This is a genomic window from Lentisphaera profundi, assembly GCF_028728065.1.
GTDB classification, from domain to species: Bacteria; Verrucomicrobiota; Lentisphaeria; order Lentisphaerales; family Lentisphaeraceae; genus Lentisphaera; species Lentisphaera profundi.
The window spans coordinates 587,231-601,872 of sequence record NZ_CP117812.1; the positions used below are offsets into that span (position 1 = coordinate 587,231).

At 42.0% G+C, this 14,642-nt stretch carries 11 protein-coding genes; 9 read left to right on the plus strand and 2 right to left on the minus strand.

From position 1 onward, the window contains the following. Positions 1–449: 449 nt before the first annotated feature. The 5 genes from PQO03_RS13945 to PQO03_RS13965 all read left to right on the plus strand — a co-directional run bounded on the left by PQO03_RS13945 (position 450) and on the right by PQO03_RS13965 (position 5,298). Positions 450–1,397, plus strand: coding sequence for a metallophosphoesterase family protein (locus PQO03_RS13945; protein ID WP_274153803.1), 948 nt, complete (start codon positions 450–452; stop codon positions 1,395–1,397). A 17-nt stretch (positions 1,398–1,414) separates the two neighbouring features. Next, complete coding sequence (locus PQO03_RS13950; protein ID WP_274153804.1) at positions 1,415–2,230, plus strand: endonuclease/exonuclease/phosphatase family protein; 816 nt, start codon at positions 1,415–1,417, stop codon at positions 2,228–2,230. 499 nt (positions 2,231–2,729) lie between these two features. Continuing rightward, entirely contained in the window at positions 2,730–3,323 is a 594-nt protein-coding gene (locus tag PQO03_RS13955; RefSeq protein WP_274153805.1) for a type IV toxin-antitoxin system AbiEi family antitoxin domain-containing protein, read from the plus strand. After that, positions 3,323–4,162, plus strand: a complete 840-nt coding sequence (locus PQO03_RS13960) for a nucleotidyl transferase AbiEii/AbiGii toxin family protein (protein WP_274153806.1) — start codon at positions 3,323–3,325, stop codon at positions 4,160–4,162. Before PQO03_RS13955 ends, PQO03_RS13960 begins: the two co-directional genes overlap by 1 nt. Before the next feature lie 434 nt (positions 4,163–4,596). Then, positions 4,597–5,298: a type II secretion system protein gene (locus PQO03_RS13965; protein ID WP_274153807.1), complete on the plus strand. Its 702-nt coding sequence runs from the start codon at positions 4,597–4,599 to the stop codon at positions 5,296–5,298. A 698-nt stretch (positions 5,299–5,996) separates the two neighbouring features. Here PQO03_RS13965 and PQO03_RS13970 read toward each other — a convergent pair. Both PQO03_RS13970 and PQO03_RS13975 read right to left on the minus strand, forming a co-directional pair. Next, the gene (locus tag PQO03_RS13970; protein WP_274153808.1) at positions 5,997–7,010 is read right to left on the minus strand and encodes a nucleotidyl transferase AbiEii/AbiGii toxin family protein; all 1,014 of its coding nucleotides are present in this window, start codon (positions 7,008–7,010) and stop codon (positions 5,997–5,999) included. Further along, complete coding sequence (locus PQO03_RS13975) at positions 6,994–7,614, minus strand: DUF6088 family protein (RefSeq protein ID WP_274153809.1); 621 nt, start codon at positions 7,612–7,614, stop codon at positions 6,994–6,996. Before PQO03_RS13975 ends, PQO03_RS13970 begins: the two co-directional genes overlap by 17 nt. Positions 7,615–8,391: 777 nt before the next feature. On the opposite strand from PQO03_RS13975, the gene PQO03_RS13980 reads away from it, so the two are divergent. The 4 genes from PQO03_RS13980 (at position 8,392) to PQO03_RS13995 (ending at position 14,402) form a co-directional block, all read left to right on the plus strand. Next, positions 8,392–11,466 (plus strand): DUF1592 domain-containing protein, encoded by a 3,075-nt coding sequence (locus PQO03_RS13980; protein ID WP_274153810.1) that lies wholly within the window; start codon positions 8,392–8,394, stop codon positions 11,464–11,466. Further along, positions 11,463–12,746, plus strand: coding sequence for a DUF1552 domain-containing protein (locus PQO03_RS13985; protein WP_274153811.1), 1,284 nt, complete (start codon positions 11,463–11,465; stop codon positions 12,744–12,746). The genes PQO03_RS13980 and PQO03_RS13985 overlap by 4 nt, the downstream gene beginning before the upstream one ends. A 281-nt stretch (positions 12,747–13,027) precedes the next feature. Continuing rightward, positions 13,028–13,774, plus strand: coding sequence for a prepilin-type N-terminal cleavage/methylation domain-containing protein (locus PQO03_RS13990; protein WP_274153812.1), 747 nt, complete (start codon positions 13,028–13,030; stop codon positions 13,772–13,774). A 118-nt stretch (positions 13,775–13,892) separates the two neighbouring features. Further along, complete coding sequence (locus PQO03_RS13995; protein WP_274153813.1) at positions 13,893–14,402, plus strand: hypothetical protein; 510 nt, start codon at positions 13,893–13,895, stop codon at positions 14,400–14,402. Positions 14,403–14,642 lie beyond the last annotated feature (240 nt).

Below are 14,642 nucleotides of genomic sequence, written 5' to 3' on the forward strand. Positions count from 1 at the left end.
ATTCATTTTATCATGACGCATCTCTATTAAAAGTACCCTGTCCCCAACACTCGTTCATCCTTTTAAAAGTACCCTGTCGGCAACATTCGCTAACAAATCTAAGATTAAAATTAAGCGCGGGCGCGCAGCGACTAGCCTTGGGATTCTTAAGGGTCTTCGCCAGACAAGCAACTAAAAAACATTTGCCTGTACGGCAGTACCTTGAGCGGGGTGTGGGGCGGAGCCCCAGTATAAATACCTCCGGTGGCCGAGGAGCCCTCGGGGCCATACTAAAAAAGTTAGCCGCACGTACAAACACCCTTAATTTCCCTACCCTTAGCCCACCACAGAGCTAATTTGAGTGAATTATTATAAAGTCTACGAAAAAAACGTAGCAGTCATAAAAAAAATTGGTTTAGTAGTTTAAAGACATTTGTGTAAACACACTTTAAAACGAAAGGAAAACCGAGATGCCCATCACTCTTCCTCCAATCACGCGTCGTCAATTCGTCAAACACTCGCTCGCTCTGGGTGGCACGGCTTTTATAGCGCCTAATGCCTTGGCTTCTGTAGAAGCTGAAACCATTCCCTTGGATCCCAACCGCGTCGCTTTGTTTTCGGATACTCACATCAGTGCCAATCCCAAGCAATCCTACCCAGGAACCAAGTGGCCAGGCTCACCCGTTGCGGAATCTGATCATGAATGGGTCAACATGGCGGATGCTTTTACTCAGGCAGCCAATAGCGTCATTGCACTCAATCCGCGGCCAGCTCACCTCATCATCAATGGTGATTGCGCTCTCAGCAATGGCAAAGAAGGCGAGTACAAAGAACTTGTTAGGCTTCTTGAGCCACTTCGTCTTGCGGGCATCACGATTCATGTAACCATTGGCAATCACGATAATCGCGAAAGACTGTGGGAATTGCTCCCCTTCCTAAAGAAACAGCAAATGGGTATTCATGCAGATGTGATTGAACTGCCGCACGCAAATATCATACTTTTAGATTCAAAGACCCGTTCCTTAGGTGGCAAGCAGTTGACCTGGCTCAGCAATCAACTCGACCAACGAGCGGATAAACCAGCCCTCATTTTCAGTCACTATAATCCCTATGCTAACCGCGGCGTGCGTCCCATTCCGGGCCTGCGCGATGGCAAAGCACTCTTAAACCTCCTTTCCAAACGAAAGCACGCAAGGGCCTACATTTATGGCCATACTCATGAGTGGCAACACGATCAACAGGATCATCTCCATATCGTAAATCTCCCCGCGGTCGCCTACTACTTTGGCAAAGGTCACGCCAATGCTTGGGTTGATATGAAGCTTACAGAAACTTCCGCTGATCTAGAGTTACAATGCATCAATGCCAAACACAAGCAGCATGGTGATCGAAGACAGCTCATTTTAAAAGACATCTAGAATCCAAGGAACTTAGAATGAAAGCCATTAAATTATTAGCCCTTACTTTTGCCTACTTGTGCATATTCACAAGCAATCTCACCGCTTCAGAGCCTGATAAATCCCTTACCGTACGTATTGCTTCTTATAACGTGGAATTCGGCAAAAGCGCCACCCCGGAACAAATTGGCGAAATGTTTAAACCCTACAAGCTAGATATCATTGGTTTTGACGAAGCACCCGATGGTGATTGGACCGCTCGTGTCGGTAAAGTCCTAGGGATGAAGTATAGCTTTGTGGGTAAAATATCTTCGGCCAATCACAAGGATAAATACAAGACGATTCTCAGCCGGACAGCCCTAGAAGGAAAAGTCGAGCATGATCTAAGTGTTGAGCGTCGACGCTGCTGGAATCCCGCGTCGGCAGTGAGAGCGGTGACTAAAATTGATGGTGTTACCATCGCATTTTACTCGCTGCATATCTGTAGTACGCGCGATCGCGAAAAGATTGGTCATGCCTACAAGCTTGCCAGCGAGGTCTTGCCAAAAGAAACGACGGAGAGGGTGATCGTCGTTGGAGATTTCAACAACAATAGCGGCGATATTGCCATGAACACGATCGAGAAGGCAGGCTTCAAAGCAACGTGGAAAGAGCTGAAGATTGATGTCTCCAAGGAATACACCTACAATGCCTTCGACCCAAAAAAGAATCTCGGGGTAATCGATCACATCCTCTACAAGACCTCGGCTGGAGCGAAGACAACAGATGGCGGCATCATCGAACTCAAGAAGTCTCTATCGGATCACAAACCCATCTGGGCAGAGATCTCATTCCCACGAAAACTCAAGAAATAATACACCCCTGAAAAAACAATTCTGCAGCCTTAGAAGCCATGAAGACCAACAAGATCTAAGTCAATGAAAGTAAAATATTTCTGATCAACACAAGAAGAAAAATATTTGACCAAATTCGATAGCTACACATCTAAACTAAAAACGTGGCGCACTCGCCTCATCCAGCGACTGAAAAATAGACTGGAAAATTTTGTTCAAAAAATCAAGCTCATTAATGGTCGCTCCTACGGCCCTTTGAACGCAGATAGCAGAGTCAGAAAATTGAGCGGTCATAATTAGTAACAACCCTCAAATGTAGTCATTTAGTGAAACCCATACAGTTACTGATTCAACTTTTAATGATTGATTCTAAATAATTATTCTTCGTACTTCATTTAGATAAATACTGGCCACTTTTATAAGATATAATGCCATAGCATCACACATAACTTGTTATAATTAAAACTATATATATAATTAAATATAGTAATTATTATAACATGCGTGAGTAAATAAATAAATGAATCAAGAGCAAGCACTAGAATTTCTTCGTTCAAACAATGGGGTTCATAGAACACGTGATATCCTTAATGCTGGGATTGCACCTAAAACTCTTTATAGACTAAGAGACCGAGGTCACATCTACTCTCTTTCTCGTGGTCTCTATCGAATTAATGAAGAAAGTACAGATGCTCACTCTAGCTACGTAGAACTTGCTCATAAGATCCCTAAAGCAGTTTTCTGCCTTATATCAGCTCTCCACTTCCATGAAATAGGTACGCAACTACCTTACGACCATTGGATATCACTCCCTCAAGGAGTCAAAGAAGCTAAGCTTGATGAATACGACATTCAGTATATCCACCCAAATAAAGAGCTTTATCAATTGGAAATTGAAGAACACAATATTTCAGGTGCTACTATAAAAGTTTACAGCCCTACTAAAACAGTAGTTGACTGTTTTAAACATCGAAATAAAGTTGGCATCGATGTCGCCTTGGAAGCTCTAAGAGAAGCTATACAACTGAAAAAGACATCACGTAAAGAACTTATTGAACTTGCCACTAAATGCCGTATGAGAAACGTAATGATGCCATATATCGAGTCCCTATAATGAGTAAAGCAGCATCAGTTCAACAGCTTTTACGCAATCAAGCTAAAGCTCAGGATATCAATCCTAACATCCTCCAGGTCCGTTATTCCTTAGAACGCTTTCTTTATCGACTTGGTTTAAGTGAACATAAAGATCGAATCACTTTAAAAGGTGCTATGCTCTTTATATTGTGGAGTGATAAATCTTTTCGACCAACCAAAGATGCTGATTTTCTTATCACAGGTGACATTTCTCCTAACAATATCAAACAAGTTGTCATCGACATTTGTAATATCGAAGTAGCGAACGATGATGCCATGGTCTACGATGCTGAAAGTATCAAAATTGTCCCTATTAAAGAAGACCAAGAGTATCAAGGGCTTCGAGTAACTCTCAAGTCTAAGCTTGGACATATACCTATACCTGTGCAGCTTGATATGGGAACAGGCGACGTCGTAACACCCCGTGCAACAGAAGCCGACTTCAAAGTCCTTATAGACACTCTTCCAGCTCCTCGACTTAAGGTATATAATCGTGAAACTGTAATAGCTGAGAAACTTCAAGCTATGGTTTTATTAGACTTGACGAATAGTAGAATGAAGGACTTCTACGATGTCTGGATCATCTGTACTCAATTTGGTTTTGATAAAGAGATACTTAAAGAGGCTATTGTATCTACTTTTAAGCGGCGTGGCACAAACTTTCCTTCTGAAGGCATTAGTTCACTCACTGAATACTTCTACGATGACCCTGCTATTAAAACTCGATGGAAAGCTTTTACTAAAAAGCTAAAGCTTGACCTTAGTTTAAAACAAGTCTGTATTGATATTAAAGAATACTTAGAAGCTGTTCTTAAGTAACGAGAAATTAAAGGGTAGGACTTAGAAAAAAAGTGAATTTTGTATGTAGCCCAAGCTTTAGAGACTGAGTGAAATACACTTCTAGGTGCAAGGCACCGACATGGAATAGCCTGTGACGTGAGTCACAGGATGTTCGTGAATATATTAACGAGGGCTCACTTGTGAGTCCGGCATAAAGTACCGAACCCAAAGGAGTCAAAAACTTGAAATTAATTGTATTTTTTCTTCAAAAGTATCAGCACGACTCAAAAATTTAGTCGTACGAGGGCAGTTATTTACTTGGCTACTGATGATAAGAATAGACTTAATTACACAAAAATATGAACATTAAACACCGAAATATCAATATTATACAGCAATATATATATATTACTGTATCAAGTATAAGCAATCAGGGTTTAGAATATTAATACTAAAATAAGCCTGAGGTATTTATGAAAAGAATATTAGATCAAAAAACTTGTAAGTTTCGACGCCATTTTACTTTGATTGAATTACTAGTTGTGATCGCGATCATTGCCATTCTTGCAAGCCTACTTATACCAATCTTGGGAAAAGCCAGGGAAAAAGCTATTTCTGTGGATTGTCAAAATCGACTGAGACAAATGCATATTGCGGAAACTATGTGGGGCGATGATAACGATAACCTTATGATACAAGTAAATGGCACTGCTGATCCAAATCATAATATCTGGCTTGGACAAATTTCGACATACTTGGGTTATCCAGGAGATGAATGGGGTCCAGGTATTTCCCCAGACCTTAAAAATACCAGTAGCAATGCTTACCGCTGTCCAAAGGCGGACTTGAGTGGATTACGATGGTGGGAATGGACGTGGTATGGCTACAGCCTTTATGCGGGGGCCCGTAGTCGTCCTAGTCGTTGGGATCCTGTACAACGTAATAATGTCTCTAAACCAGTGGGAGCGGTAATGTTTATAGATTCAATAAGTTTCCAAACAAGAAGTGACCAATACTTTTTAATAATGAACAGTGAAAATTTACATAGTGGCAAGTATAGAAATATGATTTTTGTGGATGGCCATGTCCGAGCAAATGTAACAATGGAGCAACAGATTGTTGACCCCAATGACCCCACTTATTTTTATGAATGGGCATTTTATACTGGAAAATAAGCTTTTCAGAAAGAATTTATAATTTTTCTAACATTTTACAGCTATAATGTAGTTGATTGATCATGACCCCGATGGAATGATAAAATATATCTGTGGTCATCGATATCTGGAAAAAAACGTCACCGGGTAAGAAGAAGGAAAAGAAGGGCGGAAAAAATAGAAAAAAAGGAAAAACCGAAAATGAATAAAATAAATACAAGCGGATATTTGTGCTCCGTGTTAGTGGCGGGATTGACGGTGTTGGGCGGGGTAACTTCTGCTCTTCAACCTTGCGAAGGATGAAGCCGAACGCAACAAGATATCCTCACATTACCCAGAGAAGGTATCGGCTATGGAAGCCAGGATTTTAGAGATCGAGCAGTCTGAATCCACGCGCTAAACCGGGAAATCAAGGATGAAGGCTGTTCTTCACAAATATATTAAACTGATGATTTTATCACCCTCTACGAGGGAGTTAAATCCTGAAGTGCTAATAATAGACCTCAAACGTCGTTGAAGATGGCGCATGTCATAAGCTCTGGGATTCATCCCAGAGGCCATATAACACAGGTATGCGGTCGTCGAAGATGGCCTCGAGTTCGCTCTCTTCAGCTGCTTCAAGGCACGGTCCTCAGCTTTCTGTTATTCATTAGACTCAATACCATGCACCCACCCACCCTCATAATAATTTACCACAGTTCAAAAAATCATCTAGGGATTCAGTGATTATTAAAGTTATCGTCTATCTGTTGTAAGGTATCCAAAAGTTCTTCAAAACTAGGTTTCTCACCTCGGTAAAACATGTCGGTCATTTTTTCATAGTCCTTTGCCATTGCGTCACGAATCTCATCAGTTAGAGCCACTTTTAATGTAGGCTTACATGCTTCATCATATTTTGCCGCTGCTTTTATAAACATCCTGCCTTTATGTTTTGCCACGTCTGCTAATAAATCAGTATTTTTTATAGCCTTTACTCCAATTTCACTTCTGTATATTTGATGAATATCATATATGTGACGGCTAAACCTATCTTTAACTCGTCCTGGATCATTGATATTGTTTTCTGCATGGAGGATCGTAATTTTCTCCCAGAATGTTCTTTGGGGACTTAAGACTTTTACCTTCACAGCATCAAGCAACCCCTTAACGCACATCGCATCTATTTCCGTGATAGTATAAGGGTTATGCATTGCTTTCGTGCCAGTTTCTATGAGCACTCGTGGCGTCACATAATTATTGACTGGATATTCTATATCCCGTAATACTCTAGGGTACTCAAAGTATATATCTGCACCATTATCACCTATATAAAGACTGTAAGCCCTTACATCATCCTCTTTCAATTTAGAATCTATTCCTGGAAGCAATTTATCACGTACAAAATCAGTTCCTGCTTTCTCCAGATCTTTTCTAATTTTATCAAGTTTAGCCCTACTCGGTTTAGGGTCAGCCATTGGATTCTTCTCACCTTCTCCAAAACCTAAATCTCCCATATTTAAGGAAAGATCAATATCTTCTGAAAAACGCTCAATTAGATTAAAACATTTAGATAATGAAGTCCCACCTTTAAAGGTATAATCATGATTGAGGTCTAGACGATTAAAAACCACATCTAATAAATAAGTAACCCAAAAGTCTTTTTCAATTGTCAATGCACTTAAATTGAAGGTCGCTGATGCTTTCCTAATAAGGGCAACTTGTTCAACCTTTAATAATTCAATGAATTTTTTCATATTGTTCCTTTATTAGTACTACAAAATTTTGTAGCTTTTGACTTCTATTTTTTGCACATTTCTCTAACCTTATCATATCAACTTTCTTCAATTTTTTGGCAATTAAGGAAAGTTGCTCTTGATTCAATTCATTTTGTAAATACTCAAGTGCCGAAAAAATCGTTGCCGTTACTGTTCCGGCACCTTCCATTTTACTATGAGACACCTTTTTGATCTCAATAAGTTGATTAGCAATCTCTTCTTTGTAACTATTTTTTTTAGATAGATAAACCTTGTGCTGTGGCACTTGTGTTGTTAGGCCTAGAGCATGTGCTGCGAAAGGGCCACTTGGCACAAATTTTGTCTTCCAAGTCCTACTGATTGCATTTACGATTTCTGAATGAGACGGTGGTACATCAATCAATTTATTAAATATCTCACGCTGTTCAGGTATATGGTACATACCTTTACGCAATCTATTTAATCTTCCTTCCTTAGTCATTCTCGAAAGATGTTTTCGTATTGCTTCCGATTCAGAGTGCTCCTGAACAAGATCTTCAAGTATAAACACATGCCCTTTACGCTTTGATAACCAGCTATTTAATCTATTTTTCCATTTCACCATACGTCACAATAAAGTTAATTAGTTTGTGACATAATATATCCTTAATAATCTTAATTATCAATAGTTTATGTAAAATTAATTTCAAAATCAAACTTTATTTATTTTTGCCACAAACCGAATTAAACTTTAAATCTTTTTGTAAAAACTTCACTACATTTAATCATATTTGCAGTCAGTATGTATCTTCCTTGCTTGATTTAAGGCGTTTTTTATTATGGTACATATATCTGTAGAGACTAAGCATAAGCTTGTTTGGGCCGAGCTCAGTGATTAATTGCTGATACTAGGTTTCAAATGTCGTCGAAGATAGCCAATTGAGTTCGCCCTCTACGAGGACGCATTTATAGACTTAGGCGATATCTCGGGGTTCGCTTTGCTCACCCCAAGTTAATCAAATTCACCCTCTACGAGGGAGTTAAATTCTGAAGTGCTAATAATAGATCTCAAATGTCGTTGAAGATGGCACATGTGATTAGCTCTAAGATTCATCCCAGAGGCCAGATAACACAGGTATGCGGTCGTCGGAGACGGCCAATAAAGTTGGCTATCCTCCAATACTTAAAAATTAATTGTATTTTTTCTTCAAAAGTATCAACACGCTTCAAAAAAGCGGGTTTAGTCATTTATAGGGATTCATCCGCAATTCCTTAATGATTACGTAAACTCGAACTGATAGCACATGGCTTATACAATGATTGATCTACAACAATCCTATGATGATAGATTTTTTGTAGATGACCTGTGCCCCTCTTTTAAATCCAATAGGGGTCATTTAAAGTGAATTGTGTTTTTTGTTCAAATGAGCTTCAATGGGAGAATGGTCATCCAAAGTGTGACTGTGGCGGAAATTATTTCATCGCGCCTCAAGGAAGTTCTGAAGTTAAAATTGCCTGCCCCTGCTGTAGCCGCAATATTTTGTTAGATAATTCGACATACGGTCATAAAATTGCCTGTTCCTGCGACACCTACCTTGCTGTCATAGAAGCTCCTGCCTCAAGTCTATCATCGTCAGAACCACCACTCCACCTAGATTTAGTCAATGATACAGAGAATCAAAGTGAAGCCATTGTAGAAAACCCCGTATTCACAAAAAAGACCCCAAGCAAGACTAAGCCTAATTTTGGACAAAAGAAGCGTAAACTAAGGCAGACGACTGAGACCAAGCGTAAGCTAAGGCAGACGACTGCGATCAAGCGTGATCGAAACAAAACTTCAAGTAAACAAGACCGTCCGAGCAATAAAAAGAAAAAATCTATAGTATTCATTTCCGCAATAGTCACTATCTCACTGATTGCTGGATATTTTTTATATAGCCCCTTGCTAGGAGAAAAGGGTGTTTTTGCTAATTTCGCAAATACTGATGCTGAGGACAATCATCATCCTCTAGAGGACTCAAATGGGGTTCACCTTAATCCTGACATACTCAATCGCTTTCTCTCCAGTCATTGCACTGAATGCCATGGCACTGATAAACAAAAAGGAGACACTAGGCTAGACACCCTAACACTAGCGATCTCCAATAGCGACACCGCTCAACATTGGCAAGAAGTACTCGATGCTCTTAACCTCGGTGAAATGCCTCCGGAAGACGAGCCGCAACCAAGCAAGGAAGAACTTGAAAGCATCATCGAGCACCTCACCATTGCACTGCAGACCTCAAAAAAACGCCTCTCTGAAGACGGCGGAAATATCGCACTGCGCAGAATTAATCGACGTGAATATAGATACAGCATTGAACACTTACTCGGAATGAATGTCCCCGAAAAGATCCTACCACCAGACGCCATCACAGAAGGGTATGATACCGTAGGACAAGACCAACATTTTTCCAGCCATCACTTTGACGACTATTTTGAAACGGCTAAGTCCGTCGCCACCGTCGCCCTTAAATGGGTAGACAAAGAGAAATCGGCTCCAACATCGCGTACATACCCAGCGGAAGGCCAACATAAACACATGTATAAAAAGTTCAAAAGTTTGAGCGCATATGTCACTATGGCAAAAGCTAGAGGCGGGTACATAGACAGACGCAAAAAAAATATGCATACCGCACTAGAGAATTACATCAAGGTGCCCTATAATGATAAGGGCGTTTTTGTACTTGAAGGCTCTCATTATGGGTCTCATCCTGGTGATAATTTCTTAGTAGATCCGAGAGCGAGCTATAAGTTGACGGTGAAAGCAGGGCTCGTAGCTGAGTCCCCCGCAATTCGCCATTTTTTAAAGGTCACTGTTGGGCCTAGAATCCTCGGGTATCTCAAAGCCTCCGGCTCACTGGAGTCACCACAAGAAACGCAAACTCTGGAATACCAAGCGCAATTTTTTGAATCACCATATGCCAGATTCGGGCTCTCGGAAAACAAAGCAGGCGCTCCGATCAAAAAGTACCTTGAACAGATAGGAGATAAAACAGGTAAAGCGGCTATCTGGCTAGATGAAATGACTATAAAAGGACCATTCTATAAGCAAGCCTCAGCGATCGAAACCATCTACAAGCAAACGATTGCCACCGTAGATGCAAGCAAGGGTGATCCGGAACTAGACCTACAAGCCAAACAGTTTTTGAAAGGATTCATGAACAAGGCCTTTCGAGGTAGAGATCCCGCACCTGAGTATGAGCAGCTCGTCCTTAAAATATACAGTCTCGATCGCAAGCAGGGCAAAGAGCTCAAAGAATCTCTCATCACCCCTCTAGCGATGATCCTCAGCTCTCCCAGCTTTCTCTACCTCATGGAAGACGCCCCCGCCACAAAAGAAGGTGTCGTCAATGAGGTGGAATTCGCCAATCGAATCTCACACTTCCTCTGGAGTCACTCAGCATCAGAGGAGCTTCTCGCAGACGCTAAAGCCGGCAAGCTAAAGGACAAGGCAGTGCTAAAAAAACACATCAACTGGATGCTCAAGCAAAAAAACAGCTTTGCACTCTCGGAAGGTTTTTTCGATCAATGGGTAGATATGGAGCGATTTGAATCCATTGGTATTGATGAAAACTCCCACGTAAAATTCAACAACGGCGTGCAGCATTCTGCTAAACTCGAAGTGCAACATTTCTTTCATACCTTGCTAAAGGAAAACCTCAGCCTTACTCAACTCATAGACTCAGACTTTGTCGTCATCAATGACTTGTTAGCCTTACATTACGGGCTGAACGCGCCCAATAAAGGAAATGAATTCCACAAAGTCAAACTCCCCGCAGACTCACCACGTGGAGGGCTACTCGGAACCGTAGCATTCCTCTCGATGGGCTCAAATGGCGAACGCGCATCACCCATTATCCGTGGTGCATTGATTCAGGAAAAATTCTTTAACAGAAAACCTCCGCAACCGCCTCCTAACGTCCCTGAACTAGAAGATGTCAGTGACAAAGTCTTAAGCGTAAGAGAAAGTATTGCCCTTCACCGTCAGCAGGCTCAATGCGCATCCTGCCATCGTAGTTTCGATCCCTTGGGATACGGCTTAGAAAACTTTGACTTGATAGGACTCTGGCGCGACCAGGAGATAATAGAAAATATGAGTGAGGAAAACAAAAAAATCACCTCTGTTCCGATAAAAGCTGAAGGGGTATTCCCGAACAAAAAACCCTTTCATAATCTGGATGAATTCCGCACGGGGCTCATGGCACACAAGCACCTGCTGACGCGCTCTATCACTGAAGGCCTCTTATCCTACGGACTAGGTAGACACATCGAATTTGCCGACCAGCAAGCACTCGATGAGATCTGCCAGAAAGCCAGCCAAAACAATGAACAAATCGGCGATATTATCTACTCCATTATCAGCCATCCCCTTTTCAGAAGAGCTGATCAAGCTTCCGCCACCGCAAGTTCCAAAATGAGGACAAGTAAATTATGAGTCTACACTTATATAATCGACGCACCATGCTCAAAGCAGGATTTACCGCCCTCGCGCTGCCCTTCATGGAGTCGCTCGCTATGGGAAAATCGGCTAACACAGTAGCGCCAAAACGCTTCCTTTTCATCGGCTGTGGCTACGGATTCAGTAAAAAGAATTTCTTCCCTACAAAAGCAGGGAAATTCTCAAAAATAGGACTCACTCCAGGACTCAAGCCGCTAGAACGCCACAAAGATGATATTACCATGGTTTCGAACCTCACCAACCTGGGTGCCAGAAATCCTCACGCTGGTAGTACTACATACCTCACCGGAGCTGACGTTGGAGGTACAAGAGGGCGGAAATTTATTAATGGCATCTCACTCGACCAAGTCATTGCTCAGAAAATCGGTCAAGACACCCGCTTCGCCAGCCTCTCACTCAGTGGTGAAGGAGAAGGAAATGATGGCCATGGACCGGGACTCTCACTCTCCTGGTCGGATAAAGGGCATCCCATTCCAGGCATCAAAAATCCCCTCGCCCTCTATCACGAACTCTTCGGTCAAAGCAAAGAAAGCAATGCCGAACGCGAGTACCGCCTCTCGCAAAAACGTAGCATCCTCGATGCCGTCGTCGCGGACCTGAAATACTCCCGAAGGAAACTCAGTAAGACCGATCAAGATAAATTAGAAGACTACCTGCAATCGATTCGTCAGATAGAGCAAACTATTAGCCGTGAAGTTCAATGGGCAGACACAGCAAAAGCAAAGGCTCCACTGCAAAAACCAGGAGCCACCATGGACGGTCTCCAATCACTCATGACTCTCCAGCGTCTTATGGTAGCCGCCTTTCAAACCGACTCCACTAGGGTAATTACCTACAAACAGCCCGTAAGCCCCTTGCTCGCAAGCTGGGAAATTAATGTCGGCGCACACACACTCTCCCACCAAAATCATTCTCACCAAGGCGCTTCCAATTTAAAAGACTTTAAATCCATGGAACTCTTCTCAGGCCTCATCGACCTATTTAAAAATACCCAGGACCTCAATGGCAAAAGTCTCTTTGACTCCACCCTCATCAGCTATGGCACAAACATCCGCCAAACTCATAGTCTCAGAGGCTGCCCCGCCATCTACACCGGTGGCGCCGCAAGTAAACTCAAAACCGGCGAGCACATCATCCTGCCAGAAGAAGACACGCCACTAGCCAACTATTGGCTCACCCTCTGCCAACAATCAGGCGTAGAGATGGATAGCTTCAGTCACAGCACGGGAACTCTCAATAAACTTATTCGCTCTTAATCCAAGCAATGAAAATGAAAAGAAGTGATTTTGTGAACTCCTCACGAGTAAAAGCAAAAACGAAGAATTCATCCTGTCTGGCAAGACCCTTGACCAGGCGAGTCAGGCTTTGCCGCGTTTTATGGATAAGCGTAATAATTTTGAATGAAAAGTCAAAATTACTTAGCATGTTCATATTTCCGAAAAATATACTTTACACTTTTTTCGTGAAAATAGATAGCACCACAAAAAATATTGGGTTTATCATTAATAACAAGATTTTTTATAAAAGGAATATAAGTATGAAAACAAAGAATTTTACTCTCATCGAATTACTTGTCGTTATTGCCATTATCGGTATTTTGGCATCACTCCTTCTTCCCGCTCTAGGAAAAGCACGTAAGACCAGCCAGGCCGCGGTTTGCCTAAGCAATCTAAAACAAGTCGGCATTTCCTTAAATATGTATGCAGACGATAATGATTTTCACGCACCCTTGACGAGCTATCTTGCTGGGCGATATACTTGGGACGATTATTTAGCTGGTTATGATGGTCGTGACAGTTTAACCGAGGGCCAGTTCAATAGCGCTAGGTTCAACCTTAGTAGTAGTTATAGCGATAGCTACGGTGCTGTTTATCGTTGTCCAACAGATGCTGTAGAAAGACGTTATGGTGGTCCAGCTTTGGGAAGAAGTTATACAATAACTGCAATGAATAATGGTGATACAAATAAAGGATTCTTAGGTATGTCAAACCACGATGTAACAAGAAATTTCGGTGAGCTTTCTAAGCCTTCCAATACCATAACACTCTTTGAAAATCATGTTGCACGAAACCTTTTAGGTAATGGCTGGCAGGATGTCCAACCATCTCAAGTATACTATAATCAAGATCAATTAGGCGCTACACCTCATGGTGGCAAAGCTAATTTCCTTATGGCAGATGGCCATGTAGCAAAATTTACCCTGAATCAAACATTACAAAGATCTGATGGTTCTATGGCTAGCCCTGACGATGTTTCCACCACTTCTTGGGATGCTTCTAATTAAAAGAATACACGCTTATTTGCGAGGCAATATGCACCCCAACCAGAGCTGAATACTATATAGGATTGTAATTAGAACTCAAGAATACAGCCAACAAAGCGTTCAACAGGAAAAGAAACAGATGAAAACAAATAACAAAATGGCTTTTCTTGCCGTCAACGCAATACTTGCCTCGTGCGCAATAACGATCGCATGGGCTGCCCCTAAGAAGGCGGATATAGAGCCATGGGCCAAGTCTAAAACAGCATCTGCGGATCAGCTAAAAGCCGCGATAAACCAGCAAGCTCCGGCACTCGATATTACGACGGGGGCAGAGATTCCCCTTCCGAGGGTTATGGTAGCCGCCTTTCAAACCGACTCCACTAGGGTAATTACCTACAAACAGCCCGTAAGCCCCTTGCTGGCAAGCTGGGAAATTAATGTCGGCGCACACACACTCTCCCACCAAAATCTTTCTCACCAAGGCGCTTCCAATTTAAAAGACTTTAAATCCATGGAGCTCTTCTCAGGCCTCATCGACCTCTTTAAAAATACCCCAGACGTGAAATTTTGCGGGGGACAGGTTAAATTTTGCGTTAAAAAGTATCCTGTCCGCTACATCCCACTCATTACAAGGGGCAAAGTCTCTTAGTCGCCTGGTCAAGGGTCTTGCCAGACAGGCGGATAAAAAGCATGTGCCCATACGGCAGTATCTTGCTTGGTGAGCTCGAGGGGGAGGATCCCCTCTCGTACGGGTGCATCATGCCCTCTATTCTAACTGATCGAGTAAAATTAATTGTATTTTTTCTTCAAAAGTATCAACACGCTTCAAAAAAGCGGGTTTAGCAGTTTAATGGATTCATCCGTGATCTCTTAATGATTACGTAAACTC